This window comes from Ruminococcus hominis (assembly GCF_014287355.1).
In the GTDB taxonomy this organism is placed as follows: domain Bacteria; phylum Bacillota; class Clostridia; order Lachnospirales; family Lachnospiraceae; genus Schaedlerella; species Schaedlerella hominis.
This window is the reverse complement of record NZ_JACOPE010000001.1, coordinates 2,718,105-2,744,439: the sequence shown is the minus strand read 5'-3', so window position 1 is coordinate 2,744,439 and position 26,335 is coordinate 2,718,105. Positions and strand designations below refer to the sequence as shown.

The following is a 26,335-nucleotide window of genomic DNA, read 5'->3' as shown; positions in this document are numbered from 1 at the left end:
GGAATGAAAACGAGAGATGAGATCAGACTCACTCAGATGACGAATACCGCCGGATGAGCGGCTAAAATCGGTCCTGAGACCCTTGCCCAGGTTCTGGGTAAGCTGCCAAAATTCCAGGATGAGAATCTCCTGGTAGGAATTGAGACATCGGATGATGCCGCAATTTATAAAATTACAGATGAAATCGCAATGATACAGACGGTGGATTTTTTTACACCGGTAGTAGATGATCCGTATACGTTTGGCCAGATCGCAGCAGCAAACTCACTTAGTGATGTCTACGCAATGGGCGGAGAGCCAAAGATTGCTTTGAATGTCGTTGGATTTCCAAATTGCCTTGATCCGTCTATCCTTGCAGATATATTAAGAGGTGGTGCAGACAAGGTAAAAGAAGCGGGAGCTGTTCTTGTAGGGGGACATTCTGTTCAGGATAATGAACCGAAGTATGGATTGTGTGTTTCCGGTTTTGTGCATCCGAAAAAAATATTTAAAAATTATGGCTGCAGACCGGGGGATGCATTGATTTTGACCAAGCCAATCGGAAGCGGAGTAGTAAATACAGCAGTGAAAGCAGAGATGGCTTCGGAAAATTCGATGCAGGAAGCAATTAAAGTGATGTCTTCTTTAAATAAAAAGGCAAAAGAAGTGATTGAAAAATATCCAATATCAGCTTGTACGGATATAACCGGTTTTGGTTTACTGGGACATTGTGCGGAGATGGCATCGGCAAGTAAGGTGAGCTTTGACATTTATGTGGATGATGTAGCATATATTGACGGAGCCGTGGAGCTTGCACAGATGGGACTTGTGCCGGCAGGTTCCTATAAGAATAGGGAATATTCCGGCCATATGATAGAGACAGGTGATGCAACGGAGACAGATATTGATCTTCTCTATGACCCGCAGACTTCAGGTGGTCTGCTGATTAGTGTGGCACCGGAGTATGCAGATGATATTATGAATGCATTTGAAGCACATGGTCTGGAAACGAGAGCTTCGCGAATCGGTACGGTGAGGGAAGCAGACGAAAAGTGGATATATCTAAAAAAATAGTATCGAAAAATGCGAAAGAACTTATAGAAAAAATCTATAAGTTCTTTCATTTATTATAGGTTTCAATTAGACTGAAAAAATTTTAGGTAGTATAATATTTTTTAGAGAAAAACAAGAGGATAAACAATGGAAAAACATACGATTTATATGGACAATGCAGCAACCACACTGCCTAAGCCACCGGAAGTGGCAGAAGCGATCGTACAGGCAATAAATCATCTTGGTAATGCAGGAAGAGGAAGTACGGAGGCGTCGTTGGATGCAGCGAGAGTTATTTATGATACGAGGGAACGCCTTGGAAGAATGTTTCATGCAGAGAATCCAAAGCAGATTGCCTTTACAAGCAATGCAACGGAAAGTCTGAACATTGCGATCCAAGGGCTGATCAATCCCGGAGATCATGTGATCACAACGGTGATGGAACATAATTCGGTTCTCAGACCATTATATGAGCGGCAGCAGGCGGGAGCAACATTGACGATTTTGCCGGCTGACGAGGATGGTAATATTTCATATGATATGCTGGAAGCGGCGGTGAGACAAGAGACAAAAGCAATTATTTGCACGCATGGTTCGAATCTTACGGGAAATCTCAATGATATTGAACGAATCGGGAAGATTGCGAAAGCACATAAGCTGTTATTTATTGTAGATGCATCTCAAACAGCAGGTGTATTTCCGATAGATGTACAGAAGATGGGAATTGATGTGCTTTGTTTTACCGGGCATAAGAGTTTGTATGGTCCGCAAGGAACGGGCGGAATCTATGTGAGGGATGGCATAAAGATCAGACCGCTGAAACGAGGTGGGAGCGGGATTGATACTTACAATCACAATCATCCGGAACAGATGCCGACAGCACTGGAGGCAGGAACTTTAAATGGCCATGGGATCGCAGGACTCAATGCAGCGTTAAAGTATGTGGAAGAAAAAGGGATTGATGCAATTAGAGAGATTGCATTGCAGAGAGCCTGGCAGTTTTATGATGGTATCAAGGAAATCCCGGGAGTGACCATATATGGAGATTTTTCTAAAAGAGAGAGATGTCCGATTGTCTCATTTAATTTGTATGATTATGATTCGGCAGAGGTTAGTGATGAACTTTTGATGTCGTATGGTATTTCTACAAGAGCGGGAGGACACTGCGCTCCACTGATGCATGAATCCCTACAAAATGCAGAGCAGGGGGCGGTTCGCTTTAGTTTTTCTCATTTCAACACAAAGGAAGAAGTAGAAATTGCGATTCGGGCAGTACGTGAATTGTCCGAGGAGTGAGAAATGGGAGGTTCAGTATGAATTTTGCAGGTTCAAAGAAGAAAATGGCATTAGCCGGAGTGCTTTGTGGATTAGTTGCAGCATGTCTGGCATATTTTGGAAATCCGGCAAACATGGCAATCTGTGTTGCATGTTTCATCCGTGATACAGCAGGTGCGCTTGGAATGCATCAGGCAGCAGTTGTGCAGTATGCGAGACCGGAGATAGTTGGAATTATACTTGGATCATTGATAATTTCACTGGCTACAAAGGAATATTGTGCGACAGCCGGTTCAGCTACAATGACACGTTTTATATTAGGTATGATTCTTACAATCGGAGCACTTGTATTTTTAGGATGCCCACTGCGTATGGTAATTCGTATGTCAGCAGGTGACTTGAATGCATGGGTTGCACTGATTGGATTTGTTCTTGGAGTAGGAACAGGTGTAATTGTTTTAAAACAGGGATATTCGCTTGGAAGAGCTTATCCGGCAAAGAAATCTTCAGGAATGATCATTTCTGTGATTGCAGTAGGAATTTTATTATTAGCTTTATTCACAACATTATTAAAATTCAGTGAAGCAGGTCCTGGAAGTATGCATGCACCCGTTGCAATTTCTCTGATTGGAGGGCTTTTGTTCGGAGCATTTGCACAGAAATCAAGAATGTGCTTCGCAGGAAGTGTCCGTGATATTATTTTAATGAGAAATTTTGAGTTAGTATCAGTGATCGGTGGATTCTTTGTAGTTATGCTCATTTACAATCTGGTAACAGGAAACTTTGCACTTAGCTTTAATACACCTGGTGTAATTGCACATTCAGAACATTTGTGGAATATCCTTGGTATGTATGCGGTTGGTTTCGCAGCAGTTCTTGCAGGAGGATGCCCGCTGCGTCAGCTTGTTCTTGCAGGACAGGGATCATCTGATTCAGCCGTTACAGTTGTAGGAATGTTTGTTGGAGCAGCATTGAGCCATAATCTTGGACTCGCATCAAGCGGAACAGCTTTGAATCCAGAAACAAAAGAAGTGGTTGCAGGTGCAGTGACAGCAAATGGTAAAATCGCAGTTATTATATGTATTGTTGCTTGTTTTGTAATTGCATTTACAAATCGTCGTAAAACAGCTTAAAATAGAAAAGAGGGATTCATATGAAAACAGTAGATGCGAGAGGTTTATCTTGTCCGGAACCATTAATGTTAACTGCCGAAGCTATGAAAAATATGGATGGAGCAGTAAAGGTGCTGGTGACAGAGCCACATCAAAAGACAAATGTAGAAAAATATGCTCAGAATCATGGAAAGAAAGCAACATCAGTACAGACTGATGATGGATTTGAAGTGACAATTGAGTAAATTCAACTGAGCGGATCGGATAAAGAGAAGAATTTGGATTATGAGAAAGAAAGAATTAAAGCTCGTTGTAACATTTCATACAACGGCAGATGCTATGGCGATGGAAAAAGCCTGTAAAGCAGATCAGATACCGGGAAGACTGATACCGGTTCCACGGTCTATATCCGCAGGGTGCGGACTTTCCTGGTGTGCGTTGCCGGGGGAAGAAGACGCAATAAGAGAAGAAATGAAAAAAGTTGGAATTGAAGAAGAAGCATTGCATCAGGTTATGGTTTAATGCAAAAACAAAGGACACAGTTTTCGCTGTGTCCTTTGTCTTTTTTTGGTATGTCATTGAGAGGTTAACTTCTCGCTGCTCCGCAGTCAATAATGTATACAAATCTGGGGAAAACCCTGATAAACAGGGCGTATATATTAATTGGAGTTCATCGGCGCAGGATCATCTTTGGGGGAAATGAACGGCGTCAATGTAACTGCAAGAGCAACAAAAATGGTTGGGGGTCCTATGTTGATAGGACTTGACTTATAAACAACGAAAAATGTATTTTTAATAATTCTGCGATAAATGATGAGCCTCAAATACAAAAAAGACAGTCTCCCCCTCTTGGAAAACCGCCCTTGGTTTCATTTATCTATAAGTCTTTTCTAATATACTACTTTAGTGCGGTAATGTCAAGAGGTGAAAAAAGAATTATTTAATGTGCTTGAAAAAAAGAGTTTCTTCCTATTATATATTCAAGTTGAGCAGCCGCGAGACTTGGCGCGTGATTCTGGTCAGCGTAAGCTGACACATTCTTTACAGAATCACTGCGCATCCTCGCGGAGCGTTTATCTCAGTCGGAGATTGGACTCCCACGGAGACAAATTTGCTGTTACTCACCACCTGAAAGAGGTGGGAGTCCAATCTCCGACTGAGATAAAAATATGTTGAGTGTATATGATAGACAGGTGTTGTGCAAATAGCACAGAAGAATTGGTTGGAAATTGAGATAAATAACAAAAATCATAAAAAAGAAAAAAATACAAAAAAATATAAAAAAGTACTTGCAATATGGACGCTGATTGGTTATACTAAGAGAGCTGTGGCATGATAGCTGTGAAGCGAGAGGTTGCTGCTGACATGTAAATACATGATGGCAGGTTTTCCGTGGAGCGAATGTCAAGTTAGGAAACTGGCGACAAGTCACTGTACGAATCATAACTGATTACAACTTACCACTAAAGGTAAAAGTATGAAACAACGTGTAAGTCTGCATGACACACACGGGAGAGTGTACAGTCACCGCTTGTCGTACTGGGTTTAAAAGTACGAAAAGGAGGCGACTTTTTTTATGGCAAGTCAAGTAATGAGAATCACATTGAAAGCGTATGATCATCAGTTAGTTGATGCATCTGCTAAAAAAATCATCGAAACTGTTAAGAAAAACGGAGCACAGGTGAGCGGACCGGTACCGCTTCCAACCAAGAAGGAAGTAGTTACAATTCTGAGAGCCGTACACAAATATAAAGACTCTAGAGAGCAGTTCGAGCAGAGAACTCATAAGAGACTCATCGACATTGCTGCACCAACACAGAAAACAGTTGATGCACTGTCAAGATTGGAAATGCCAGCTGGTGTATTCATCGATATCAAGATGAAAAACAAATAAGCTGACAGCACAAAGAATTAAGAAACAGTAATTCCTATAATTTAGGATGAGCACCCAAGTGGTGTTCCGCTGTAAATCACAGGAGGTAATTATAATGAAGAAAGCTATTTTAGCTACTAAAGTCGGAATGACTCAAATCTTCAACGAAGATGGAACATTGATTCCGGTAACTGTACTTCAGGCTGGTCCTTGTGTAGTAACACAGGTTAAAACAGTTGAGAACGACGGTTACAGCGCAGTCCAGGTTGGTTTTGTAGACAAGAAAGAAAAGATTGTCACAAAAGATGGAAACGGCAAAAAAGAAATCGCACACAGAAACGGTATCACAAGAGCTGAGAAAGGACATTTCGATAAAGCCGGCGTTTCTGGTAAGAGATATGTAAAAGAATTCAGATTTGAAAATGCTGAAGAATATACATTAGCTCAGGAAATTAAAGCTGATATCTTTGAAGCAGGAGACAAAATTGATGCTACTGCAATTTCAAAAGGTAAAGGTTTCCAGGGAGCAATCAAGCGTCACGGACAGAGCAGAGGACCTATGACTCATGGTTCTAAATTCCACCGTCACGCAGGTTCTAATGGTTCTGCATCCGATCCTAGTAAAGTATTCAAAGGAAAGAAGATGCCAGGTCAGATGGGTAACAAACAGATTACTGTTCAGAATCTTGAGATCGTAAGAGTTGACGCTGATAACAACCTGTTGTTAGTTAAAGGCTCTGTACCGGGACCAAAGAAGAGTCTGGTAACAATCAAAGAAACAGTAAAGGCAAACTAGTCTGACAACAGGAAAGGAGGAACACACAGATGGCAAACGTATCTGTTTATAATATCGAAGGTAAAGAAGTTGGTACAATCGATTTGAACGATGCTGTATTTGGTGTTGAGGTTAACGAACATCTTGTACACATGGCAGTTGTAAGCCAGCTTGCAAATAATCGTCAGGGAACACAGAAAGCGAAAACTCGCTCAGAAGTTTCTGGAGGCGGAAGAAAACCATGGAGACAAAAAGGAACAGGTCATGCAAGACAGGGTTCTACAAGAGCTCCACAGTGGACAGGCGGCGGAGTTGTATTCGCACCAGTTCCGAGAGATTATTCATTTAAGATGAATAAGAAAGAGAAGAGAGCTGCACTTCAGTCAGCACTTACTTCAAGAGTAGAAGAAAACAAATTCATCGTTGTTGATGAGTTAAACTTTGATGAAATCAAAACAAAGAAATTCCAGGAAGTTCTGAACAACCTGAATGTAAACAAAGCATTGGTAGTTCTTGAAGATGGAAATACAAACGTTGAGATTTCAGCTAGAAACATTGCTGGAGTAAAAACAGCAAAAACAAATACAATCAATGTATACGACATCTTAAAATACAACACAGTAATCGCTACAAAAGCTGCTGTTGCAACTATTGAGGAGGTGTACGCATAATGGCAAACATTCAGTATTATGATGTAATCCTTAAACCAGTAATCACAGAGAAGAGCATGGAGCTTATGGCTGACAAGAAATATACATTCCTTGTACACACAGAGGCTACAAAATCTCAGATCAAAGAAGCAGTTGAGAAAATGTTCGCTGGAACAAAAGTTAAAAGCGTTAACACAATGAATCTTGATGGAAAAAACAAGAGACGTGGAATGACAATCGGAAAAACTGCTAAGACAAAGAAAGCTATCGTACAGCTTACAGAAGAAAGCGCAGATATTGAGATTTTCGAAGGTCTGTAAATCGCGCTGATGAATCACCATTGTCACTAGGCTCGAGAAAACCTCGTCAAGTGCCAAGGTGTACGTTCACACTAAACTCGAGAAGACCTCGTCAAGTGTGAACAGCATAGACGGTGCAAATCCGTGAAACGAATAATTAGGTATTGCGAAAGGAGAAAAAGTAATGGGAATCAAAACATATAACCCATATACACCTTCCAGAAGACAGATGACTGGCTCTGATTTCTCTGAAATCACAAAAACAACTCCTGAAAAATCTTTATTAGATTCTAAGAAGAGAACAGCTGGTCGTAACAGTCAGGGTAAAATTACAGTAAGACACCGCGGAGGCGGAGCTAAAAAGAAATATAGAATTATCGACTTTAAGAGAAATAAAGACGGAATTCCAGCAAAAGTTGTTGGTATCGAATACGATCCAAACAGAACAGCTAATATCGCTTTAATCTGCTACGCAGATGGTGAGAAAGCTTACATCCTTGCTCCAGAAGGATTAAAAGATGGAATGACAGTTATGAATGGTGAGAACGCAGAGGTTAGAGTAGGAAACTGCTTACCACTTGCTAACATCCCAGTTGGTACACAAATCCACAACATCGAGCTTTATCCAGGAAAAGGCGGACAGCTTGTTCGTTCAGCAGGAAACAGCGCTCAGTTGATGGCTAAAGAAGGGAAATATGCTACACTCAGACTTCCATCAGGAGAGATGAGAATGGTGCCAATCATTTGTAGAGCATCTGTTGGTGTTGTTGGAAATGGAGAGCACAACCTGATCAACATCGGTAAAGCAGGACGTAAACGTCACATGGGTATCAGACCTACAGTTCGTGGTTCTGTTATGAACCCGAATGACCATCCACACGGTGGTGGTGAAGGTAAGACAAGCATCGGTCGTCCAGGTCCATGTACTCCATGGGGTAAACCGGCACTTGGTCTTAAGACACGTAAGAAAAACAAATCTTCTAACAAGTTAATCGTAAGAAGAAGAGACGGTAAAGGTATCAAATAATTAGTTTACAAGGAGGTTAGAACCTATGGCTCGCTCACTTAAAAAAGGACCATTTGCAGACGAAAGCTTACTTAAAAAAGTAGACGCTATGAACGCTGCAGGTGATAAATCAGTTATTAAGACATGGTCACGTCGTTCTACAATCTTCCCATCATTCGTAGGGCATACATTTGCCGTACATGATGGAAGAAAACATGTGCCTGTATATGTTACAGAAGATATGGTTGGACACAAACTCGGAGAGTTCGTTGCAACAAGAACATACAGAGGACATGGAAAAGACGAGAAGAAGTCAAGAGTTAGATAATAGATCAACATATTTCGAAAGGAGGGTTCATCCATGGCTAAAGGACATAGATCCCAAATCAAGAGAGAAAGAAATGCACAGAAAGATACAAGACCATCAGCTAAGATTTCTTACGCTAGAGTATCTGTTCAGAAAGCATGTTTCGTATTAGATGCCATCAGAGGTAAGGATGTACAGACAGCACTTGGTATTTTAGCTTACAATCCAAGATATGCTTCAAGTGTTATAGAAAAATTATTAAAATCAGCAATTGCTAATGCTGAGAACAACAACGGTATGAGTGTTGAGAACCTTTATATTGAAGAGTGTTACGCAAATAAAGGACCAACAATGAAGAGAATCAGACCAAGAGCACAGGGTAGAGCTTACAGAATCGAAAAGAGAATGAGCCACATCACTATCGTGCTGAATGAAAGATAAGGAGGAACACAATGGGACAGAAAGTTAATCCTCATGGCTTAAGAGTCGGAGTTATTAAAGACTGGGATTCCAAGTGGTATGCTGAAAAGGATTTCGCTGATAATCTGGTAGAAGACCATGAAATCAGAACATTCTTAAAGAAGAGATTATACAGCGCTGGAATTTCAAAAATTGAAATTGAAAGAGCATCTGATCGTGTTAAGATCATCGTATATACAGCAAAACCTGGTGTAGTAATCGGTAAAGGTGGAGCAGAAATTGAGAAAGTGAAAGCAGAGCTTGCACAGTTCACAGACAAAAAGCTTATCGTTGATATCAAAGAAGTTAAGAGACCAGATAAAGACGCACAGCTTGTAGCTGAAAATATTGCACAGCAGCTTGAGAACCGTATTTCATTCAGACGTGCTATGAAATCTTGCATGTCAAGAACAATGAAATCAGGAGCACTTGGTGTTAAGACATCTGTATCAGGACGTCTTGGTGGAGCTGATATGGCTCGTACAGAGTTCTACAGCGAAGGAACTATTCCACTTCAGACATTAAGAGCTGACATTGATTATGGATTCGCAGAAGCTGATACAACTTACGGAAAAGTCGGTGTAAAGGTTTGGATTTACAAAGGCGAAGTTCTTCCAACTAAGGCTGAAAAGGAAGGGAGCGATAAATAATGTTAATGCCAAAAAGAGTAAAACGTCGTAAACAGTTCCGTGGAACTATGAAGGGTAAAGCCCTCAGAGGTAACACGATTTCATATGGTGAATATGGTATTGTCGCAACAGAACCATGCTGGATTCGTTCTAACCAGATCGAAGCAGCCCGTGTCGCTATGACTCGTTACATCAAACGTGGTGGTAAAGTTTGGATCAAAATATTCCCAGATAAACCGGTAACAGCAAAACCAGCAGAAACTCGTATGGGTAGTGGTAAAGGTGCATTAGAGTACTGGGTAGCAGTAGTTAAACCAGGTCGTGTAATGTTCGAGATCGCAGGTGTTTCAGAAGAAATCGCAAGAGAGGCACTTCGTCTTGCAATGCACAAATTACCTTGCAAATGCAAAATCGTTTCTCGCGCAGAATTAGAAGGCGGTGACAACAGTGAAAATTAATACATTTGTAAACGAATTAAGAGGAAAATCCGTAGAGGAATTGAATGAAGAATTAGTAGCTGCTAAGAAAGAGCTTTTTAACTTAAGATTCCAGAACGCAACAAATCAGCTTGACAATACAAGCAGAATCAAAGAAGTAAGAAAGAATATCGCACGTATTCAGACTCTGATTACAGAGGCAGGCCGATAGGAAAGGAGTAGCAACTGTGGAAGAGAGAAATTTGAGAAAAGTTCGTGTTGGCAAAGTTGTCAGCGACAAAATGGATAAAACTATCGTTGTAGCAGTTGAGGACCACGTGAAACACCCACTTTATAAGAAAATCGTTAAGAGAACTTATAAACTGCAGGCTCACGATGAGAACAACGAATGCAACATTGGAGATACAGTAAAAGTTATGGAAACAAGACCACTGTCTAAAAACAAAAGATGGAGACTTGTTGAGATTATGGAGAAAGCAAAATAATATTGGTTTCGCATATTACAAGAGTATAATTGAACTAGAAGTTCAACGAATGTATATTGAAGGAGGTTTACCTGCATGATACAACAGGAAAGTAGACTTAAAGTAGCAGACAACACAGGTGCTAAAGAATTACTGTGTATCCGTGTACTTGGCGGTTCTACAAGAAGATATGCCAATATCGGAGATGTTATCGTTGCGACTGTTAAAGATGCAACACCAGGCGGCGTTGTTAAAAAAGGTGACGTTGTGAAAGCTGTAGTTGTTCGTACTGTAAAAGGTGCTCGTCGTAAAGACGGATCTTATATCAGATTCGATGAAAATGCTGCTGTAATTATAAAAGACGATATGAACCCACGTGGAACACGTATTTTTGGACCAGTAGCCAGAGAGCTTAGAGAGAAACATTTCATGAAGATTGTTTCTCTGGCTCCGGAAGTACTGTAGGGAGGTGCCGAGAATGTCAACTATGAAAATTAAAAAAGGTGATACAGTTAAAGTTATCGCTGGTAAAGATAAAGACAAAGAAGGCAAAGTTATTGCCGTTAATCAGAAAGACGGAAAAGTTCTGGTTGAAGGTGTCAACATGCTGACAAAGCACACAAAACCAAGCGTTGCTAATCAGAATGGCGGAATCATCCACCAGGAAGGACCAATCGACATTTCTAACGTGATGTATGTTCACAAAGGAAAAGCTACAAGAGTTGGTTTCAAAATGGATGGCGACAAAAAAGTTCGTGTTGCTAAATCAACAGGCGAAGTAATTGACTAATTCAAGGAAGGAGGACTTAAACGTTGAGTAGACTGAAAGATCAGTATCAGAATGAGATCGTTGATGCAATGATCAAAAAATTCGGATATAAAAATATTATGGAAGTGCCTAAGCTTGACAAAGTTGTTATTAACATGGGTGTAGGCGAGGCAAAAGACAATGCAAAAGTTTTAGAATCTGCTGTAGCTGATATGGAAAAAATCACTGGACAGAAAGCAGTTCTGACAAGAGCAAAAAATTCTGTAGCTAACTTCAAAATCAGAGAAGGTATGCCAATCGGATGTAAAGTTACATTAAGAGGAGAAAAGATGTATGAGTTCGTTGATCGTCTGATCAACCTTGCACTTCCTCGTGTACGTGACTTCAGAGGTGTAAATCCTAACGCATTTGATGGAAGAGGAAACTATGCACTTGGAATTAAAGAGCAGTTAATTTTCCCAGAGATCGAGTATGATAAAATTGATAAAGTCAGAGGTATGGATGTAATTTTCGTTACAACTGCTAAAACTGACGAAGAAGCACGTGAATTATTGACTCAGTTCAATATGCCATTTACTAAATAAGGAGGAGAATTTCATGGCTAAGACATCTATGAAAATTAAACAGCAGCGCAAACCAAAATTCTCGACAAGAGAATATAGCCGTTGCAGAATTTGTGGTCGTCCACATGCATATTTAAGAAAATATGGTATCTGCCGTATCTGCTTCCGTGAACTGGCATATAAAGGTGAGATTCCGGGAGTTAAGAAAGCAAGTTGGTAAGAAGGAGGATTTTACACCATGACTATGAGTGATCCAATCGCAGATATGCTTACAAGAATCCGTAATGCAAATACTGCTAAACATGATACAGTTGATGTACCTGCATCAAAGATGAAAATCGCGATTGCTGATATTCTTTTGGATGAAGGATACATTGCAAAATATGATATCGTAGAAGATGGAAACTTCAAGACAATGCATATCACATTGAAATATGGCGCAGACAAGAATGAAAAAGTTATTTCTGGTCTGAAGAGAATTTCTAAACCAGGACTTCGTGTGTATGCTAACAGCGAAGAGATGCCAAAAGTACTTGGCGGACTTGGAACAGCTATCGTTTCTACAAACAAAGGTGTTATCACAGATAAAGAAGCTAGAAAATTAGGCGTTGGTGGAGAAGTACTCTGCTTCGTTTGGTAGCCTGAAAGCACTTAGTGAAGACGAGTCGCAGACGAAATCTGAACTTAGTGCGAAGGCGTTCTTTGAGCTTAGCGAGGTTTTATCGAGCTTAGCGAAAAGAACTTCTTTGTAAAAAAACGCATCGGGCAAGGGAAACCTCGCCAAGTGCGTGGTGCAACTGAAAACAGAGCGGACAAAGGCTCCGCTCCGAAAATTTAAGTTATAGGAGGATAAAGGTATGTCACGTATAGGAAGACTGCCAATCACAATTCCAGCTGGAGTAAAAGTTGAAATTGCTGAGAATAATGTAGTGACTGTAACAGGTCCTAAAGGAACTCTTACAAAAGAGCTTCCAGTAGAAATGGAAATCAAACAGGAAGGCGAAGAAGTAATCGTTACAAGACCAAACGATCTGAAGAGAATGAAATCCCTTCACGGTCTTACAAGAACACTGATCAACAACATGGTAATCGGTGTAACTGACGGATACGAAAAGGTTCTGGAAGTAAACGGTGTTGGATACAGAGCTTCTAAGTCTGGGAATAAACTTACATTGAATCTTGGATATTCACATCCAGTAGAAATGACAGATCCAGAAGGTATTGAAACAGTTCTGGAAGGTCAGAATAAGATTACTGTAAAAGGTATCAGCAAAGAAAAAGTTGGCCAGTACGCAGCTGAAATCAGAGATAAGAGAAGACCAGAACCTTACAAAGGTAAAGGTATTAAATATGCTGATGAAGTTATCAGACGTAAAGTTGGTAAGACTGGTAAGAAATAATTAAGGAGGGTGTGAATAATGGTTAGTAAGAAATCAAGAGTTGAAGTTCGTAGAAAAAAACACATGAAATTGCGTAACCGTTTCAGCGGAACAGCTGAGAGACCACGTTTGGCAGTGTTTAGAAGTAATAATCACATGTATGCACAGATTATTGACGATACAGTTGGAAATACTCTGGTATCCGCTTCCACTCTTCAGAAAGACGTGAAAGCTGAACTTGAGAAAACTAACAACGTTGATGCAGCAGCATATCTTGGAAAAGTAATTGCTGAAAAAGCAATGGCAAAAGGTATTACAGAAGTTGTCTTTGATAGAGGCGGCTTTATCTACCAGGGAAAAATTAAAGCATTAGCAGACGCAGCTAGAGAAGCTGGACTGAATTTCTAGGAAGGGAGAACACATATGAGACAGGAACGTATTGATGCTAGTCAGTTAGAGTTAGAAGAAAAAGTGGTATCAATTAAACGTGTTACCAAGGTCGTAAAAGGTGGTCGTAACATGAGATTCACAGCTTTAGTAGTTGTAGGCGACGGAAAAGGCCATGTTGGTGCAGGTTTAGGAAAAGCTACTGAAATCCCGGAAGCTATCCGTAAAGGTAAAGAAGATGCAACAAAGAAACTGATTGAGGTTTCACTTGATGAGAACGACAGTGTACAGCATGATGTTATCGGAAAATTTGGAAGCGCTTCTGTATTGTTAAAGAAAGCTCCAGAAGGTACTGGAGTAATCGCTGGTGGTCCAGCGCGTGCGGTTATCGAGTTAGCAGGAATCAAAAATATCCGTACAAAATCATTAGGTTCTAACAATAAACAGAACGTAGTACTTGCTACTATCGAAGGTCTTAGAGGAGTTAAAACTCCAGAGACTGTTGCTAGACTTCGTGGTAAATCAGTAGAAGAGATCGTAGGCTAAGAGATAGGGCTTGTGCTCTGTCACATAATAGGAGGTAAGGTTAAATGGCAAATTTAAAAGTTACACTGGTTAAGTCTACTATCGGTGCTATACCAAAGCATAGAAAAACTGTAGAAGCTTTGGGACTGAAAAAGCTGAACAAAACAGTTGTATTACCAGATAATGCAGCAACAAGAGGTATGGTACAGCAGGTAAGACACTTAGTGAAAGTTGAAGAAGAAGCGTAAAGTATAAATCGATAAGGAGGTAATATCATGGACTTATCAAACTTGAGACCGGCAGACGGTTCTAAACATAGTGATAATTTCAGAAGAGGCCGTGGACACGGTTCTGGAAATGGTAAGACAGCTGGTAAGGGTCACAAAGGTCAGAAAGCTCGTTCAGGAGCTACAAGACCAGGTTTTGAAGGTGGTCAGATGCCTTTATACAGAAGATTGCCAAAGAGAGGTTTCAAATGCAGAAACTCTAAAGAGATCGTTGGCATCAACCTGAGCGCATTAGAAATTTTTGAAGATGGCGCTACAGTATCCGTTGAGACATTAATCGAAAACGGAATCGTTAAAAATCCAAAAGATGGTGTAAAAATTCTTGGAAATGGAGAGTTTACTAAGAAACTCACAGTTCAGGCTAATGCATTCAGTGCAAAAGCAGCTGAGAAGATTGAGTCCCTTGGTGGAAAAGCAGAGGTGATCTAATGCTAGATACAGTGCGAAGAGCATTTAAAATAGAAGATGTACGCAAGAGACTTTTCTATACATTTATGATGCTTATCGTTGTTAGACTTGGTTCCGAACTGCCTACACCGGGTGTGGATCCAACTTATATTCAGAATTTTTTCGCGAGTCAGACCGGAGATGCATTCAATTTCTTTGATGCATTTACCGGAGGCTCCTTTACACAGATGTCGGTGTTTGCATTGAGCATAACACCGTACATCACATCTTCTATCATCATACAGCTGTTGACAATTGCAATTCCAAAACTGGAGGAAATGCAGAAAGATGGTCCGGATGGTAGAAAGAAGCTCGCAGCAATTACACGTTATGTAACCGTAGCACTTGCATTGATCCAGTCTACAGCTATGTCTGTCGGATTCGGTCGTCAGGGACTGCTTGTTGAATATAATTTTGTAAATGCTGCAATTGTTGTATGTACATTAACTGCCGGTTCTGCATTCTTAATGTGGATTGGTGAGCGTATTACGGAAAAAGGTGTTGGAAATGGTATTTCCATTGTGCTGTTGATCAATATTATTTCACGTGTACCAAGTGATTTTGTGACTCTGTTTGAGCAGTTTATCAAAGGCAAGACTCTTGCAAAAGGTTTACTCTCAGCAGTGATCATTCTCGCAGTAATACTCGTTGTTATCCTTCTTGTAGTGATTTTGCAGGACGGAGAAAGAAGAATTGCAGTACAGTATTCACAGAAAGTTCAGGGAAGAAAGACTTATGGTGGTCAGTCTTCACATATTCCGTTAAAGGTAAATACAGCAGGCGTTATACCGGTAATTTTTGCATCATCACTGATGCAGTTCCCGATTGTTATTGCTCAGTTCCTTGGAAAAGGAAATGGCACTGGAATCGGAAGTCAGATTCTGAAGTGTATGAACTCAAATAACTGGTGTGATCCAGATAATTTAATATATTCAATCGGTCTGGTTGTTTATATCGTACTTACAATTTTCTTTGCATATTTCTATACATCGATTACTTTTAATCCATTAGAGATTGCAAATAATATGAAGAAGAGCGGAGGCTTTATCCCGGGAATCCGTCCTGGTAAGCCAACCGTAGAATACTTGACAAAGATTTTAAATTATATTATCTTTGTTGGAGCATGTGGTCTTGTGATCATTCAGGTGATTCCGTACTTCTTTAATGGTGTATTTGGAGCAAATGTTTCTTTTGGTGGAACATCAATCATCATTATTGTTGGTGTTGTTCTTGAGACATTAAAGCAGATTGAATCCCAGATGTTAGTACGTAACTACACAGGATTTTTGAATACCAAGGGCGGTTCTATGAAGAATAGTTTTCTTGGATATTAATGATAATATTTAGCTCGTTGTACTTTATCCTTAGAGGGTGGAGTGCGGCGGGTTAATGTGCTATTCAGAGAATTATAAAATTTTCGGTAAAAACAAAGGAGGCATATTATGAAAATTATTATGTTAGGTGCACCGGGTGCAGGAAAAGGAACTCAGGCAAAGAAGATTTCTGAAAAATATCAGATTCCACACATTTCTACAGGAGATATTTTCAGAGCAAACATCAAAAATGGAACAGAGCTTGGAAAAAAAGCAAAAACTTACATGGACCAGGGACTTCTTGTACCAGATGAATTGGTTGTAGATCTTGTTGTAGACCGAGTAAATCAGGATGACTGTGCAAACGGTTATGTTCTTGATGGTTTCCCGAGAACAATTCCACAGGCAGAAGCTTTAGATGCAGCTCTTGCTAAGCTGGGGCAGAAAGTTGATTATGCTATCAATGTGGAAGTTCCGGATGAAAATATTGTAAATCGTATGTCAGGAAGACGTGCGTGTGTAGATTGTGGAGCAACATATCATATCGTATATGCTCCTACAAAGGTAGAAAATATTTGTGATAAATGTGGCGGCACATTAATTCTGCGTGATGATGATAAGCCGGAGACAGTTACAAAACGTCTTGGTGTTTATCATGAGCAGACACAGCCATTGATTGATTATTATACAAAATCCGGAACTTTGAAAGAAGTAGACGGAACAATCGATATCAATGATGTATTTGCTGCGATCGTTAAGATTCTGGGAGAGTAATTTATGTTCATGGAACCTGGAATGCTTGCCAGATCTAAGGCAGGGCGGGATAAAGATTGTATATATGTCATAATTTCTGTCAATGATGAATATGTATATCTGGCTGACGGGGTGAAACGCTCTGTCAGTAATTTAAAGAAAAAAAACAGACGACATGTGCAGATTATATATAAGATGCAATGTGAAGACTGCACAGATGATGCAGCAATCCGAGAAACGATACAAAGCTATATACAAAAAGCATACGGATGCTGACGTATATATAATGTAAGGAATAATTGAAATAAATATAACAGGAATTGTAAAGTGCATGAGCACGGGAGGATTTAATATGTCAAAAACTGACGTAATCGAGATCGAAGGAGTCGTAGTTGAAAAATTGCCAAACGCAATGTTTAAGGTAGAGCTTGAAAATGGACATATTGTACTTGCACATATCAGTGGAAAACTTCGTATGAATTTCATTAAGATTTTACCGGGTGACAAGGTTACATTAGAGATGTCACCATATGATCTGAGCAAAGGAAGAATTGTTTGGAGAGATAAATAAAAAAAGTGTTGACTTTTAGGATGACTTGGTGCTATACTATGAAATGGTCGTTTTTGGATATGTATGTCCAAAAATGAAGTAACCAAAGTTTTAGCAAAGGATGGAAGGAGGATTTAACATGAAGGTTAGATCATCAGTAAAACCAATTTGTGAAAAATGCAAGATTATTAAGAGAAAAGGGAATATCAGAGTAATCTGCGAAAATCCGAAACACAAACAGAGACAGGGTTAATTCATACCAATTCTCAATAGTGTTTTATTAATTAGGCGGCTGACGAGGGACACACCAGGATGTGTGTGAACTTGTTTAATATACAGTAAGGATACACCGGTCCTCTATCATACAGGTACCGATAGAGCGGTGTTCGAAGCATCTGGCCGAGGGATGGAATGTCGTTCACAGCAGGAAGTCCGGTTCGATCACAGAACTGTCAGAGTGCGATTGTATATTGCTTCTAATACCCGGACTATTGCGTAAGGATTGACGTACCGGGAAAGGGCAGATGAATATCATCGGCCTGAATGATAGTCCGACAGGATTATTGTTCCAGTTAAAGACAATATTAAAAATGATTCAAAATGGAGGAAAGACACATGGCTCGTATTGCAGGTGTAGACTTACCAAGAGACAAACGTGTAGAAATCGGTTTAACTTATATCTATGGAATTGGAAGAACAAGTTCAAACCGTATCTTAGCAGAGGCAGGAATTGATCCAAGCACTCGTGTAAGAGATTTAACAAGTGAAGATGTAAAGAAAATCAGTGAAGTAATCGATGCAACTCAGGTTGTAGAAGGAGATCTTAGAAGAGAGATCCAGCTGAACATCAAGAGATTAAAAGAAATCGGATGCTATCGTGGAATCCGTCACAGAAAAGGACTTCCAGTACGTGGACAGAAAACTAAGACTAATGCAAGAACATGTAAAGGTCCTAAGAGAACTGTAGCAAACAAGAAAAAATAATTAATTAAAGATTCGAAGAAAGTAGGTTAGTTTATAATGGCTAAAAAAGTTACAAAAAAAGTGACAAAGAAACGTGTCAAGAAAAACGTTGAACGAGGACAGGCTCATATTCAGGCATCTTTTAACAATACAATCGTTACATTAACAGATGCACAGGGAAATGCTCTTTCATGGGCAAGTGCAGGCGGTCTGGGATTTAAAGGTTCAAGAAAATCTACTCCATATGCAGCACAGATGGCAGCTGAGACAGCAGCTAAAGCAGCATTGATCCATGGATTGAAGACAGTAGACGTTTTCGTTAAAGGACCAGGATCAGGTAGAGAAGCAGCAATCCGTGCATTGCAGGCTTGCGGAATCGATGTTGTAAGTATCAAAGACGTTACTCCGGTACCACATAACGGATGCCGTCCACCGAAACGTAGAAGAGTCTAGTGATTAAACGCGATTAATTAGGAGGAAGCGAAAATGGCAGTAAATAGAGTTCCAGTTCTTAAAAGATGCCGTTCATTAGGTATGGACCCAATCTATTTAGGAATTAATAAAAAATCTAACAGACAGTTAAAAAGATCTAATAGAAAAATGAGCGAGTATGGTCTTCAGTTACGTGAAAAACAGAAAGCTAAATTTATCTATGGTGTTCTGGAAAAACCTTTCAGAAACTACTATGCAAAAGCAAAACAGCAGGAAGGAATGACAGGTGATAACCTTATGGTTCTTCTTGAATCCAGACTGGACAACGTAATGTTCCGTATGGGATTTGCTAGAACAAGAAAAGAAGCTAGACAGATTGTTGACCACAAACATGTACTTGTTAATGGTAAACAGGTGAACATTCCTTCTTACCTTGTAAAAGCTGGAGATGTTATCGAAATCAAAGAGAAAAACAAAGGTTCTCAGAGATACAAAGACATTCTTGAAGTAACAGCTGGAAACATGGTTCCTGATTGGTTGGAAGTTGATGCTGAAAACCTCAAAGGTGAAGTAAAAGAACTTCCTAAGAGAGAAGCAATCGATGTTCCTGTTGATGAGATGTTGATCGTCGAGTTATATTCTAAATAATAATTGGAATTAATATCGTATCCCTCAACATTTTTAAACCCATAAGGAGGGTCTGTGTAGTGTTTGATTTTAATAAACCGAATATTGAAATTACTGATATTTCAGAAGATAAGAAATATGGAAGATTCGTTGTAGAACCACTTGAAAGAGGTTATGGAATCACATTAGGTAACTCCATGAGAAGAATTATGCTTTCTTCTCTTCCGGGAGCTGCTATCAGTTCTGTAAAGATTGATGGTGTTTTACATGAATTCAGTTCCATTCCAGGTGTAAAGGAAGATGTAGCAGAGATTATCATGAACTTGAAATCTCTTGCAATCAAAAATTCATCTGAATCTGATGAAGTGAAAACTGCTTATATCGAATTTGAAGGAGAAGGCGTTGTAACAGGTGCTGATATCCAGGCAGACTCTGATATTGAGATTATGAATCCTGAGCAGGTCATTGCTACATTAAGTGGTGGTAAAGACAGCAAATTGTATATGGAAATGACCATTACAAAAGGCAGAGGATACGTGAGCGCAGACAAGAACAAGAGCGATGATTTACCAATTGGTGTAATTCCGATTGATTCTGTTTATACTCCGGTTGAACGTGTCAATATGACTGTTCAGAATACACGTGTAGGTCAGGTTACAGATTATGATAAACTGACATTGGATGTATGGACAAAAGGTACATTGCTTCCAGACGAGGCTGTCAGCCTTGCTGCGAAAGTACTCAGCGAACATTTGAAACTCTTCATTGATCTTTCAGAAGTAGCTCAGGCTGCAGAAGTTATGATCGAAAAAGAGGATGATGAGAAAGAAAAAGTTCTTGAGATGAGCATCGACGAACTTGAATTGTCAGTACGTTCCTACAACTGTCTGAAGAGAGCAGGAATCAATACAGTTGAAGAACTTACAAATAAAACATCAGAAGATATGATGAAAGTACGTAACCTTGGACGTAAGTCTTTGGAAGAAGTACTTGCTAAGCTTAAGGAACTTGGACTTGAGCTTAATTCCGGTGAGGAATAATTAGATTTGCTTAATATTTAAATTTCTGTCCGGTAAGACCGATGTGTGCGGACAGAGCATTTGATTAATAAGCCCGAAGACGCATAACCAAATGTAAATTATGGAGGATAAGTACAATGGCAAAATATAGAAAACTCGGCAGAACTTCTGCTCAGAGAAAAGCCTTAATCAGAAACCAGGTAACAGCATTGTTAAACAATGGTAAAATCATTACAACAGAAGCAAAAGCTAAAGAGATTCGTAAAGAAGCTGAGAAGCTGATCGCTCTGGCTGTAAAAGAGAAAGATAACTTCGAAGAAGTTACAGTAACAGCTAAAGTTGCTCGTAAAGACGAGAATGGCAAGAGAGTAAAAGAAGTTGTAGACGGAAAGAAAGTTACTGTTTATGATGAAGTTGAAAAGACAATCAAAAAAGATATGCCTAGCAGACTTCATGCAAGAAGACAGATGGCTAAAGTTCTGTATTCTGTAACAGAAGTTCCTACAGCAGCTGCAGGAAAGAAGAAAAATACTAAGAAGGTTGATGTTGTAGACAAATTGTTTACAGAGATCGCTCCTAAGTATGCAGACCGTAACGGTGGTTATACAAGAATCGTTAAGATTGGCCAGCGTAAAGGTGATGCAGCTATGGAAGTTTTAATTGAGTTAGTTTAATTAGAATATTTTTTCAGAGGATAGAGATGATAATCTCTATCCTCTTTTTTATTCTAAATTTGAAAATTTGTGAAATTAGCACAAAAAGAGTTAAGAAATTAACGTTAAATATTTAACACAATATACATTGACAAATATTTAACAAGAAGTTATACTGTATTTGTAATTAAGAAAGAGACGTTCAATTACGGAGGAATAATCAAAATGGCAAAGAAAAAAGAAGTTGTAGTACCTGAGATCGTAGATAGTGTAGAAACACTTGAAGCAAAAATGAAAGCAATGCGCGAAGCACAGAAAGTATTCGCAACTTATAGTCAGGAGCAGGTAGATAAAATCTTTTATGAAGCTGCTATGGCAGCAAATAAACAGCGTATACCACTCGCTAAGATGGCAGTAGAAGAGACTCAGAGAGGTATCGTTGAAGATAAAGTAATTAAGAATCATTATGCAGCAGAGTATATTTACAATGCTTATAAAAATACAAAGACATGCGGAGTAATCGAAGAAGATCCAGCATTCGGAATTAAAAAAGTTGCAGAACCAATCGGATTGGTAGCAGCAGTAATTCCTACAACAAACCCAACTTCAACAGCAATTTTCAAAACTTTGATCTGTTTGAAGACAAGAAACGCAATCATCATCAGCCCACATCCAGCAGCAAAAGCATGTACAATTGCAGCAGCAAAAGTTGTTCTTGAGGCAGCTGTAAAAGCTGGAGCTCCAGAAGGAATTATCGGATGGATCGATACACCATCACTTGAACTGACAAACACAGTTATGAAAGATGCAGATATCATCCTTGCAACAGGTGGTCCTGGAATGGTTAAAGCAGCTTATTCATCAGGAAAACCTGCACTTGGTGTTGGAGCTGGTAACACACCAGTAATCATTGATGATACAGCAGATGTAAGAATGGCTGTTAACTCAATTATTCATTCAAAAACATTTGATAATGGTATGATCTGTGCTTCAGAGCAGTCAGTAACAGTACTTGAAAGTGTTTACGAAGAAGCTAAGAAAGAATTTGAATATCGTGGATGCTACTTCCTTAAAAAAGGTGAGGAACTCGATAAAGTTCGTAAGACAATCATTATTAACGGAGCATTGAACAGCAAGATTCCTGGAAAATCAGCATACGAGATCGCAAAACTTGCAGGTGTGAAAGTTCCTGAAAGTACAAAGATCCTTATCGGTGAAGTTGAATCAGTAGATATTTCAGAAGAGTTCGCTCATGAAAAATTATCTCCAGTACTTGCTATGTATAAAGCAAAAACATTTGATGAAGCACTTGCTAAGGCAGAACAGCTTGTAGCTGATGGTGGATATGGTCATACATCATCACTGTATGTTCATCCGGCAGAGAAAGAAAAAATTGCAAAACATGCAGCTGCAATGAAGACATGTCGTGTATTGATCAACACACCTTCTTCACAGGGAGGAATTGGAGATCTTTATAACTTCAAACTGACACCATCACTTACACTGGGATGTGGTTCTTGGGGAGGAAACTCTGTATCTGAGAACGTTGGAGTAAAACATTTGATCAATATCAAGACAGTTGCTGAGAGGAGAGAAAATATGCTTTGGTTCAGAACACCTGAAAAGGTATACTTCAAGAAAGGATGTATGCCAGTGGCACTTGATGAACTTGGAACAGTAATGAACAAGAAGAAAGCATTCATCGTAACAGACTCATTCTTATACAAAAATGGTTATGTAGCTCCAATCGAAGAAAAATTAGACGAAATGGGAATTCAGCATACATGCTTCTTTGAAGTTGCTCCAGACCCAACATTACAGTGTGCTCAGAAAGGTGTAGACCAGATGAGAGCATTCGAGCCTGACACAATCATCGCTCTTGGTGGTGGATCAGCAATGGATGCAGCTAAAATTATGTGGGTAATGTATGAGCATCCAGAAGCAAACTTTGAAGATATGGCTATGGACTTTATGGATATCCGTAAGAGAGTATTTACATTCCCTAAGATGGGAGAGAAAGCTTACTTTGTAGCAATTCCTACATCTTCAGGAACAGGTTCAGAGGTTACACCATTTGCAATCATCACAGATGCAGAAACAGGTGTAAAATGGCCAATCGCAGACTATGCATTGCTTCCTAACATGGCAATCGTAGATGTTGATAATATGATGACACAGCCTAAGGGATTGACAAGCGCATCAGGTATCGACGTAATGACACATGCTATCGAGGCTTATGTTTCTATCATGGCTACAGATTACACAGATGGTCTTGCTATGAAAGCTGTTAAGATGGTATTTGAAAACCTCCCATCAGCATACGATAACGGAGCAAATGATCCTAAGGCTCGTGAAGAAATGGCAAACGCTTCTTGCATGGCAGGTATGGCATTTGCAAATGCATTCCTTGGACTGAACCACTCAATGGCTCACAAACTTGGAGCATTCCACCACTTACCACATGGTGTTGCTAACGCTGTAATCCTGACAGAAGTTATGAGATACAACGCAGCAGAAGTACCAACTAAGATGGGAACATTTTCACAGTATCAGTATCCACACGCACTTGCAAGATATGCTGAATTAGGACGTTTTGCAGGATGTACAGGAAATACAGATGCAGAAGTATTTGAAAACTTCATTGCTAAACTTGAAGCACTCAAAGATAAGATTGGTATTAAGAAAACAATCAAAGATTATGGTATTGATGAGAAATACTTCCTTGATACATTGGATGACATGGTAGAGCAGGCATTTAATGACCAGTGTACAGGAGCTAACCCAAGATATCCATTGATGAAAGAGATGAAAGAAATCTATCTGAAATGCTATTATGGTAAATAATATCTTTGCCTAGACAGATTATATATTCCGAAGAGAAGTACAGCACAATAAGTGCTGTACTTCTTTTTTGTATATTGGGAAAGTATTTTCCTAATATACAAAAAAAAGCTCCGCTTAGGATACGCACTGTGGCGTACAATGTAGGTGTCGCAAGCGACCGCCGCAGGCGCAGGAATGTGCTAAGGCACATTCTTTGTTTCAATTAAAAATAAAGCAAAAACATAAATATTGTTAATTATTAGACAATTATTTAATGATAAAAAAGATTGTTAAAAAATATTTAAAAAGTCTTTTATTTTCAGAAAAGTTGTAGTATAATAAAACCAAGTTAAGAAAAAACAAAATATAACTGCAAAGATACAGAACAGTTATGGAAAATCAATTTATAAATAGGAGGCATGGCTTATGAAACTTGAAAACAAAAAATTAATCGTAAAACGTTCCTACAAAGAGGTTTATAAATGTGATGAAGGAATTGTTAAGATATTTGAGAAGGATCATCCGAAAGCAGATGTGTTTAATGAGGCTTTGAATACAGCGCGAGTAGAAGCAACAGGACTTGATATCCCAAAGATTAAAGAAGTATCTGAAGTGGATGGAAAGTGGGCTCTGCTTATTGAATACAAGAATGGAACAACTCTTGAAGAGATGATGGAATCTGATAAAGAGAATTTGCAGAAATATATGGAAGATTTTGTAAATCTGCAGTTGGAAGTTCATAGCAAAAAGTCGCCTCGATTAAATAAATTAAAAGATAAGCTGGCAAGCCAGATCAATGGACTGAAAGATTTGGATGCAACGACAAGATACGAACTGATGACCAGACTGGAAAGTATGCCGAAACATGATAAGCTTTGTCATGGGGATTTCAATCCATCGAACGTGATTTATGGAAAGAATGGTAAGATGACAATTGTTGACTGGGCACACGCAACACAGGGTAACGCAGGTGCAGATGCCGCTATGACATATTTATTATTTGCATTGAAAGACCAGAAAAAAGCTGATCTGTATATGAAGATTTATTGTAAGAAGAGTGATACTGCAAGACAGTATGTAGAACAGTGGCTTCCAATCGTTGCAGCAGCTCAGCTTGCGAAGGAGAATGAATTAGAAAAAGAATTCCTTATGAAATGGATTGATGTTGTAGATTATCAGTAGGAATAGAGATTAAAAAAGGTTCCGCAATTCACATGAACTGCGGAACCTTTTTTGTCAGTAATAGATTTAATTTAAATTGTGATTATGTATAAATTACCAGCTAGGGAAAAATACATTTCCACCGATATTAATTCCAGAATGACCGGTGCCGGCATATAAGAAGTAATAGCAGTCTGCAACTTCTGCAAGCCTTGCACCATTTATTGCATCCTGCGCAACCTGATATGAAAGGGATGTCGGACCGGCATTTAAAACGTATTCAAGACGGCCGGAGAATGCAGGTTCAAATTGTCCTGCAGCATAAACAACACCGCTGATACTGTTAGGGAATCGTGAATCGTATACACGATTCATAATCACTGTAGCAACTGCTAAAAGTGAGTCATAGTTCTGGTATGCTTCACACTGAATAATAGCAGCTAATAAATCCAGATCCGATTTATTGGCACTGCTTCCACTATTGTTTGTTGAGCCGCCGGAAGCATTGTTACCGGAGTTAGAACTTCCTGAGTTAGAGTTTCCGGAATTAGCACTGCCACTGTTATTCGTAGTATTTGAGGAAGTAGTATTGCCGGATGATGAAGCATTAGCAGATGCCTGTGCTTGTTGTTGAGCTTTTGTAGCAGCTTCCTGCTGAGCTTTTGCTGCGGCTTCAGCAGCGGCTTTTGCAGCCTCCTGCTCACGAATCTGTTGGAGCTGTGCCTGAAATTGCGCAAGGTCGGTAGAAGTCTCATCAGCCTTTTGCTGTAGCGCAGCCTGCTGTTGTTGTAATTCATTTTCTAAGTTATTTAAAGAAGCCTGTTGGTTCTGCAGAGCCATTTTCTGGTTTTCAATGTCTGCATGAATATTCTGAAGTTCACTTAACATATCACGATCATACTGACTGATATTTTGAATAAAATCAGCTTTGTTCAGAAAGTCACTCATGCTTTCAGCAGAAAATAATAATTCTAGCATGTTTGAGTTCCCGTTCTCATACATATATTTTATACGTGATTTCATATTTTCATATTGCTGATCTTCGTTCTGCTGAGAAATAGTAAGTTCATCTTCACTTCGAAGAATTTCACTGTTTACAATAGTCACGCGCATCTGGGTATCAGAAATCTCATCGCTGATCTTGAGAAGGTCTTGATTGATCCCTGCCAGCTGTGATTGCAGATCAGAGGTTTTATTTTCCAAAGTTTCTTTCTCATCGGCAAAGCTATATGGAGTTGCAAGTGCGAAGGTCATTGTGGCGGAACAAAGCAAAGCTACACCGGCCTTGAGCCTGCGTTTTGTATGCAAATTCATAAATAAAATCCTTTCTGGTTTTTGTTTCTAAGTTCAATGAAAATTTGTTCAA

Annotated in this window: 39 protein-coding genes; 38 read left to right on the top strand and 1 reads right to left on the bottom strand. The window is 39.4% G+C overall.

Annotated features, from left to right (window positions below; translation table 11 throughout):
- The first annotated feature begins 3 nt into the window (after positions 1-3).
- From selD to H8S40_RS12170, 38 genes are all read left to right on the top strand, one after another.
- Complete coding sequence (selD, locus tag H8S40_RS12355; RefSeq protein ID WP_186865315.1) at positions 4-1,053, top strand: selenide, water dikinase SelD; 1,050 nt, start codon at positions 4-6, stop codon at positions 1,051-1,053.
- A gap of 126 nt (positions 1,054-1,179) precedes the next feature.
- The gene (locus H8S40_RS12350; protein WP_243238239.1) at positions 1,180-2,328 is read left to right on the top strand and encodes an aminotransferase class V-fold PLP-dependent enzyme; all 1,149 of its coding nucleotides are present in this window, start codon (positions 1,180-1,182) and stop codon (positions 2,326-2,328) included.
- Positions 2,329-2,345: 17 nt separating this feature from the next.
- Positions 2,346-3,440 (top strand): YedE family putative selenium transporter, encoded by a 1,095-nt coding sequence (gene yedE / locus H8S40_RS12345; protein ID WP_186865314.1) that lies wholly within the window; start codon positions 2,346-2,348, stop codon positions 3,438-3,440.
- A gap of 20 nt (positions 3,441-3,460) precedes the next feature.
- Complete coding sequence (locus tag H8S40_RS12340; protein WP_022075333.1) at positions 3,461-3,664, top strand: sulfurtransferase TusA family protein; 204 nt, start codon at positions 3,461-3,463, stop codon at positions 3,662-3,664.
- 40 nt (positions 3,665-3,704) lie between these two features.
- On the top strand, positions 3,705-3,941 hold the full coding sequence (locus H8S40_RS12335) for a putative Se/S carrier protein (protein WP_022075334.1): 237 nt from the start codon (positions 3,705-3,707) through the stop codon (positions 3,939-3,941).
- 1,054 nt (positions 3,942-4,995) lie between these two features.
- A complete protein-coding gene (rpsJ, locus tag H8S40_RS12330) occupies positions 4,996-5,313 on the top strand; it encodes a 30S ribosomal protein S10 (protein ID WP_022075336.1) in 318 nt (105 codons plus the stop codon).
- 94 nt (positions 5,314-5,407) lie between these two features.
- The gene (gene rplC / locus H8S40_RS12325; protein ID WP_117990121.1) at positions 5,408-6,088 is read left to right on the top strand and encodes a 50S ribosomal protein L3; all 681 of its coding nucleotides are present in this window, start codon (positions 5,408-5,410) and stop codon (positions 6,086-6,088) included.
- Positions 6,089-6,117: 29 nt separating this feature from the next.
- Positions 6,118-6,738 carry a 50S ribosomal protein L4 gene (rplD, locus tag H8S40_RS12320; RefSeq protein ID WP_022075338.1) on the top strand — a complete coding sequence of 207 codons (621 nt, stop codon included), beginning with the start codon at positions 6,118-6,120 and terminating at the stop codon, positions 6,736-6,738.
- Positions 6,738-7,037 (top strand): 50S ribosomal protein L23, encoded by a 300-nt coding sequence (rplW, locus tag H8S40_RS12315; RefSeq protein ID WP_022075339.1) that lies wholly within the window; start codon positions 6,738-6,740, stop codon positions 7,035-7,037. The genes rplD and rplW overlap by 1 nt, the downstream gene beginning before the upstream one ends.
- 163 nt (positions 7,038-7,200) lie before the next feature.
- A complete protein-coding gene (gene rplB, locus H8S40_RS12310; RefSeq protein WP_117990122.1) occupies positions 7,201-8,043 on the top strand; it encodes a 50S ribosomal protein L2 in 843 nt (280 codons plus the stop codon).
- A gap of 25 nt (positions 8,044-8,068) precedes the next feature.
- Positions 8,069-8,350, top strand: coding sequence for a 30S ribosomal protein S19 (rpsS, locus tag H8S40_RS12305; RefSeq protein ID WP_009267280.1), 282 nt, complete (start codon positions 8,069-8,071; stop codon positions 8,348-8,350).
- 33 nt (positions 8,351-8,383) lie between these two features.
- Positions 8,384-8,770: a 50S ribosomal protein L22 gene (gene rplV / locus H8S40_RS12300; protein WP_005612994.1), complete on the top strand. Its 387-nt coding sequence runs from the start codon at positions 8,384-8,386 to the stop codon at positions 8,768-8,770.
- An 11-nt stretch (positions 8,771-8,781) separates the two neighbouring features.
- The gene (gene rpsC, locus H8S40_RS12295) at positions 8,782-9,438 is read left to right on the top strand and encodes a 30S ribosomal protein S3 (RefSeq protein WP_117990123.1); all 657 of its coding nucleotides are present in this window, start codon (positions 8,782-8,784) and stop codon (positions 9,436-9,438) included.
- Entirely contained in the window at positions 9,438-9,875 is a 438-nt protein-coding gene (rplP, locus tag H8S40_RS12290) for a 50S ribosomal protein L16 (RefSeq protein ID WP_117990124.1), read from the top strand. The genes rpsC and rplP overlap by 1 nt, the downstream gene beginning before the upstream one ends.
- On the top strand, positions 9,865-10,065 hold the full coding sequence (rpmC, locus tag H8S40_RS12285; protein WP_022076246.1) for a 50S ribosomal protein L29: 201 nt from the start codon (positions 9,865-9,867) through the stop codon (positions 10,063-10,065). The genes rplP and rpmC overlap by 11 nt, the downstream gene beginning before the upstream one ends.
- A 16-nt stretch (positions 10,066-10,081) precedes the next feature.
- The gene (gene rpsQ, locus H8S40_RS12280) at positions 10,082-10,339 is read left to right on the top strand and encodes a 30S ribosomal protein S17 (RefSeq protein WP_022076247.1); all 258 of its coding nucleotides are present in this window, start codon (positions 10,082-10,084) and stop codon (positions 10,337-10,339) included.
- 75 nt (positions 10,340-10,414) lie between these two features.
- Positions 10,415-10,783: a 50S ribosomal protein L14 gene (gene rplN, locus H8S40_RS12275; RefSeq protein ID WP_118725086.1), complete on the top strand. Its 369-nt coding sequence runs from the start codon at positions 10,415-10,417 to the stop codon at positions 10,781-10,783.
- 13 nt (positions 10,784-10,796) lie between these two features.
- Positions 10,797-11,108 (top strand): 50S ribosomal protein L24, encoded by a 312-nt coding sequence (rplX, locus tag H8S40_RS12270; protein WP_022074456.1) that lies wholly within the window; start codon positions 10,797-10,799, stop codon positions 11,106-11,108.
- 23 nt (positions 11,109-11,131) lie between these two features.
- Complete coding sequence (gene rplE / locus H8S40_RS12265) at positions 11,132-11,671, top strand: 50S ribosomal protein L5 (protein WP_022074457.1); 540 nt, start codon at positions 11,132-11,134, stop codon at positions 11,669-11,671.
- Positions 11,672-11,684: 13 nt separating this feature from the next.
- Positions 11,685-11,870 carry a type Z 30S ribosomal protein S14 gene (locus H8S40_RS12260; protein ID WP_004074866.1) on the top strand — a complete coding sequence of 62 codons (186 nt, stop codon included), beginning with the start codon at positions 11,685-11,687 and terminating at the stop codon, positions 11,868-11,870.
- 18 nt (positions 11,871-11,888) lie between these two features.
- Positions 11,889-12,290 (top strand): 30S ribosomal protein S8, encoded by a 402-nt coding sequence (gene rpsH / locus H8S40_RS12255; RefSeq protein WP_022074458.1) that lies wholly within the window; start codon positions 11,889-11,891, stop codon positions 12,288-12,290.
- 217 nt (positions 12,291-12,507) lie between these two features.
- The gene (rplF, locus tag H8S40_RS12250; protein WP_117990126.1) at positions 12,508-13,050 is read left to right on the top strand and encodes a 50S ribosomal protein L6; all 543 of its coding nucleotides are present in this window, start codon (positions 12,508-12,510) and stop codon (positions 13,048-13,050) included.
- Between the two features lie 18 nt (positions 13,051-13,068).
- Positions 13,069-13,437, top strand: coding sequence for a 50S ribosomal protein L18 (rplR, locus tag H8S40_RS12245; protein WP_022074460.1), 369 nt, complete (start codon positions 13,069-13,071; stop codon positions 13,435-13,437).
- 15 nt (positions 13,438-13,452) lie between these two features.
- Positions 13,453-13,962: a 30S ribosomal protein S5 gene (gene rpsE, locus H8S40_RS12240; RefSeq protein WP_022074461.1), complete on the top strand. Its 510-nt coding sequence runs from the start codon at positions 13,453-13,455 to the stop codon at positions 13,960-13,962.
- Positions 13,963-14,006: 44 nt separating this feature from the next.
- Entirely contained in the window at positions 14,007-14,189 is a 183-nt protein-coding gene (rpmD, locus tag H8S40_RS12235) for a 50S ribosomal protein L30 (protein ID WP_022074462.1), read from the top strand.
- A 27-nt stretch (positions 14,190-14,216) separates the two neighbouring features.
- Positions 14,217-14,657 carry a 50S ribosomal protein L15 gene (gene rplO / locus H8S40_RS12230; RefSeq protein ID WP_022074463.1) on the top strand — a complete coding sequence of 147 codons (441 nt, stop codon included), beginning with the start codon at positions 14,217-14,219 and terminating at the stop codon, positions 14,655-14,657.
- On the top strand, positions 14,657-16,009 hold the full coding sequence (gene secY / locus H8S40_RS12225) for a preprotein translocase subunit SecY (protein ID WP_118725085.1): 1,353 nt from the start codon (positions 14,657-14,659) through the stop codon (positions 16,007-16,009). The genes rplO and secY overlap by 1 nt, the downstream gene beginning before the upstream one ends.
- A gap of 108 nt (positions 16,010-16,117) precedes the next feature.
- The gene (locus H8S40_RS12220; protein ID WP_118737267.1) at positions 16,118-16,762 is read left to right on the top strand and encodes an adenylate kinase; all 645 of its coding nucleotides are present in this window, start codon (positions 16,118-16,120) and stop codon (positions 16,760-16,762) included.
- Positions 16,763-16,765: 3 nt separating this feature from the next.
- Positions 16,766-17,017, top strand: coding sequence for a KOW domain-containing RNA-binding protein (locus H8S40_RS12215; protein WP_022074466.1), 252 nt, complete (start codon positions 16,766-16,768; stop codon positions 17,015-17,017).
- Between the two features lie 76 nt (positions 17,018-17,093).
- Entirely contained in the window at positions 17,094-17,312 is a 219-nt protein-coding gene (infA, locus tag H8S40_RS12210; protein WP_005613024.1) for a translation initiation factor IF-1, read from the top strand.
- Between the two features lie 118 nt (positions 17,313-17,430).
- Positions 17,431-17,544, top strand: a complete 114-nt coding sequence (rpmJ, locus tag H8S40_RS12205; protein ID WP_186865313.1) for a 50S ribosomal protein L36 — start codon at positions 17,431-17,433, stop codon at positions 17,542-17,544.
- A 362-nt stretch (positions 17,545-17,906) separates the two neighbouring features.
- Positions 17,907-18,275, top strand: a complete 369-nt coding sequence (rpsM, locus tag H8S40_RS12200) for a 30S ribosomal protein S13 (RefSeq protein ID WP_022074467.1) — start codon at positions 17,907-17,909, stop codon at positions 18,273-18,275.
- Between the two features lie 36 nt (positions 18,276-18,311).
- Positions 18,312-18,707: a 30S ribosomal protein S11 gene (gene rpsK / locus H8S40_RS12195; protein ID WP_022074468.1), complete on the top strand. Its 396-nt coding sequence runs from the start codon at positions 18,312-18,314 to the stop codon at positions 18,705-18,707.
- Between the two features lie 33 nt (positions 18,708-18,740).
- Entirely contained in the window at positions 18,741-19,334 is a 594-nt protein-coding gene (rpsD, locus tag H8S40_RS12190; protein WP_022074469.1) for a 30S ribosomal protein S4, read from the top strand.
- A gap of 59 nt (positions 19,335-19,393) precedes the next feature.
- Positions 19,394-20,353 carry a DNA-directed RNA polymerase subunit alpha gene (locus H8S40_RS12185; protein WP_022074470.1) on the top strand — a complete coding sequence of 320 codons (960 nt, stop codon included), beginning with the start codon at positions 19,394-19,396 and terminating at the stop codon, positions 20,351-20,353.
- Positions 20,354-20,469: 116 nt separating this feature from the next.
- Positions 20,470-21,006, top strand: coding sequence for a bL17 family ribosomal protein (locus H8S40_RS12180; RefSeq protein WP_022074471.1), 537 nt, complete (start codon positions 20,470-20,472; stop codon positions 21,004-21,006).
- A 204-nt stretch (positions 21,007-21,210) separates the two neighbouring features.
- Positions 21,211-23,829, top strand: coding sequence for a bifunctional acetaldehyde-CoA/alcohol dehydrogenase (gene adhE / locus H8S40_RS12175; protein WP_022074472.1), 2,619 nt, complete (start codon positions 21,211-21,213; stop codon positions 23,827-23,829).
- A gap of 405 nt (positions 23,830-24,234) precedes the next feature.
- A complete protein-coding gene (locus H8S40_RS12170; protein ID WP_118725081.1) occupies positions 24,235-24,990 on the top strand; it encodes an aminoglycoside phosphotransferase family protein in 756 nt (251 codons plus the stop codon).
- A gap of 93 nt (positions 24,991-25,083) precedes the next feature.
- On the opposite strand, the gene H8S40_RS12165 is transcribed toward H8S40_RS12170, so the two are convergent.
- Positions 25,084-26,283 (bottom strand): cell wall hydrolase, encoded by a 1,200-nt coding sequence (locus H8S40_RS12165; protein WP_186865312.1) that lies wholly within the window; start codon positions 26,281-26,283, stop codon positions 25,084-25,086.
- Positions 26,284-26,335 lie beyond the last annotated feature (52 nt).